This is a genomic window from Streptomyces misionensis (genome assembly GCF_007896895.1).
Lineage (GTDB): Bacteria > Actinomycetota > Actinomycetes > Streptomycetales > Streptomycetaceae > Streptomyces > Streptomyces misionensis_A.
In genome coordinates this window covers 1-3,414 of sequence record NZ_VOGW01000163.1, presented here as the reverse complement: position 1 = coordinate 3,414, position 3,414 = coordinate 1, and the positions used below count along the sequence as shown (strand labels likewise).

Here is a 3,414-nt window from a genome sequence, read left to right as displayed (position 1 = left end):
GCGCCCCCGATGCTGCGCCATCCGCTCGCCCTCCAGCGCGCGCTGCGCGCCCTGCGGCGCCGGGTCGACGCGCCCGTGGGCCGGGAGCTGGACGAGCGGGCGACCGCCGACCGCATCGCCCGCCTCGGCGCCGACCCCGACCGCTGGCTGCCCGTGCTGCGCCCCGCCCGGGAGCGCTGGCTGAGCCTGAACCTGGTGTACGACGCCGGTCCCACGATGCCGGTCTGGCGGCCCCTGGTCCGCGAACTGCACACCGCCCTGGCCCAGTCGGGCGCCTTCCGCACGGTCGCCCTGTGCCGCGCCGAGGCGGACGGCACCCTGCACGGCGCCGAGGGGCAGCTCCCGGCCGACGGCCGCACCGTCACCCTGCTGATCAGCGACTGCATGGGCCCGCAGTGGCGGCAGGGCCCGGCCGGCACCCGCTGGTACGCCACCCTGCACCGCTGGGCGCGCCGGATGCCGCTGGCCGTCGTACAGCCGCTGCCCGAGCACCTGTGGCGGGAGTCGGCGCTGCCCGCGGCGCCCGGTCTGCTCTCGGCCCCGCACCCGGTGGCACCCACCGCCGCGCTCGCCTTCACCCCGTACGAGGAGCCGGAGTTCGGCCGTCCGGAGGGTGCCGTGCCCCTCCCGGTGCTGGAGCCGGAGCCGCGCTGGCTGGCGCACTGGGCCGGGGTGCTGAGCACGCCGGGCGGCACCCGGTTCCCGGCCGCGGCGGCCTGGCTGGGCGAGCCGCTGCCGGCGAGCGCGCAGGACCGCACGGACATCGGCCGGCTGTCCGCCGAGGAGCTGGTGCTGCGGTTCCGGGCGACCGCCTCCCCGGAGGCGGTCCGGCTGGCCGGGCACCTCGCCGTCGGCCGCCCCGACCTGCCGGTGATGCGGCTGGTGCAGGCCGCCGTGGAGAAGGACCCGCGTCCCCGGCACCTGGCCGAGGTCGTCCTCAGCGGCCTGCTGACCGCGCTGCCCGGCGCCCCGCCCGGCTCCTACGCCTTCCGGGAGGGCGTACGCGAGCTGTTGCTGCTCGGGCTGCCGCACAGCGAGCGCGTCCGCACGGTCGGACTGCTCGACCGGATGGGCGAGTTCATCGACGAGCTGGCCGGGGTGGCGCGCGGGGACTTCTGGGTGCGCGTCCCGTCCGAGCGGGGCACGCCGACGCCCGTGGAGCGCGAGGTCGTCGCCACGCTCAGCGCGGAGAGCGTGCGGCGGCTGGCGCCGGGGGCCGCGGCGGAGCTGTTCGCGGGGCGCTACCGGCTGACTCGGAAGTCCCGCGCCGGCGACCGGGGTTGGGTCGCCGAGGACACGCAGGAGGCGAACGCCCCGGTCGTGGTGTGCCGGTACTCCCCCGACGAGCCCGTCGTGCCCTTCTCCGGACTCTGCCGGGACCTCGGCGCGGTGGACCATCCCGGGATCGCGCGCCTCCTCGATCACGGCTTCGCCGACGGAACCCCCTACCTGGTACGGGAGTTCGTGGAGGGGCCGACGCTGGACGAGTGCATGGCCGACGATGCGAACAGGCCGACCCGCGACGAGTTGCGCGCCCTGCTGCAGGAGATCGGCAACACGGCCCTCGCCCTGCGCTTCGGTGAGGAGCCGCGCGGCGAGGTGAGCAGCCGTTCCATCGTTCTCTCCCCGAACGGTCCGGTCCTGACCTGCCTGGACTCCGCGCCGATCGTCCAGGAGAGCGCCTCCGACGTTCTGCGGACGCTTGCGGCGATCATGCTCAGCCAGTATCCGGACCACCCCTTCGAGCTGACGCAGCCGCGGGAGCCGGCCGGGGCAGGTCGCTCCGACCCGGCCACCGGCATCCTCTTCACCACCGACGACCTCGCCGGGCGGCCCGAGGTGCGCATCACCCTCGAAGCCGCCGTGCACGAGATCCTCTCCCGTTCCCTGCCCTACGACCGGTTCCGGATGGACGTCCTCCCGGACGGCTACCGGGTGCGCACCGCGTCCGACGCCTATCTGCTGCCGGTGCTGGTCGCGGTGTTGCGGGAACTGCCGCACGCGCTGGCCGGGCTCGCGGAGCCGGCCCGGCTGCGGGTGACGTTCGGGCCCGGGTCCGTCTCCCCGGCGGCGGCACCCACGGGCGTCGACGTCGTCGTGCCGCCCGCGCTCTACGACGAGTTCGCGGCCAGTTCCGCCGCCCGGGACGCCCGGCCCTTCGAGCCGTACTACCGCGACGACGCCCCCGAGGCGCCCCCGGCGGCCTGGTACTGCCGCCTCGGCCCCGAGCCCCCGGAAGCGGACGGACGCGAGCTGGTGCGCGGCCCGTTCATCACCCAGGACCTGCGCGAGCTGGGCGTCCCCACCCCGGGCCGCACCGCCATCGTGCACACCCGCGCCGACGGCCCCCTCACCGTGCTCGACCCGATCCAGCCGTACGGCTCCCGGCCGCCGCGCGCGGAGACGTACTACTCGGTCGACCTCACCGTGCAGCAGGCCCGGCACACCCTGGCGCTGCCCAGCGCGGGGAAGGCCGCGTTCACCGCCGTCGCCGAGCTGAGCTGGCAGGTGGCCGACCCGGTGGCCTTCGTCCGGGCCCGGATCGCCGGTGTCTCCGCACTGCTGCTGGAGCATCTGCGCTCCGTGGCGGCCGCGATCACCCGCCGGCACCCGGCGCGCCGGGCGGGCGCGGCGCAGCGGGCGGTGAACGAGGCGGTGCGGGACTGGCCGGTGCCCGGGCTCGCCGTGTCGTGCAGCGTGCGGCTGGGCCCGGCGGACACGCGGGGGTCCGCGCCCGCCGCCGCCCCGTCCCCGGCGGCCGTCCTCGCCGGGGCGGAGTGCGTGCTGGTCGGGTTCGACGGGCCGCTCGCCCGGCTGTTCACGGTGCAGGGCGCGCGGGCGGCCGTGCTGGATCTGCTGAACCTCGTGGCCGATCACCGCGCTCCCGGGGACGCGCTGGCGGGGCGGCCGCTGCCGAGGGCCACCGGGGCGTTCCCGCATCCGCTGGACCTGCTGCGCGCGTTCGCCCGGGAACCGGTCGGGCCGCTGCTGCGGGACCGGCTGGACGAGCTGGAGCTGGCCGCGGTGCCCGACGCGCCCATGACGCACCTCTCGCTCGCGCTGGTCCGGGCGCTGCACCGGTCCGGGCGGCGGGTGAGTGTGGTGTCCGACGTGAGTTCGCGGGCGGTGCACCGGGGTCTGGAGCCCCACAAGCTGCCGCTGGCGGGTGTGCACGCGCGCCGCAAGGACCTGGCGCTGCTGACCCCGGACCCGGACTCGCTGCGCCGGGCCCTGGAACACCTCGACGTCCCCGCGCGCACGGCGGTCCTGCTCGGCTCCTCGGTCGCCGAGCTGACCGCGGCCCAGCGGATCGGGCTGCCCTTCGTCGGGTTCGCCCCCACGGCCCCCGGGCTGCGGCGGCTGCGGGAGGGCGGCGGGGCGGCCGCGGTCTCCTCGCTGGAACCGCTGCTGGAG

General features: G+C 77.0%; 1 protein-coding gene. It reads left to right on the top strand.

The window, feature by feature from the left end:
• A partial coding sequence (locus tag FRZ03_RS27030; protein ID WP_186785631.1) for an SAV_2336 N-terminal domain-related protein occupies window positions 1-3,414 on the top strand: 3,414 nt, incomplete at both ends.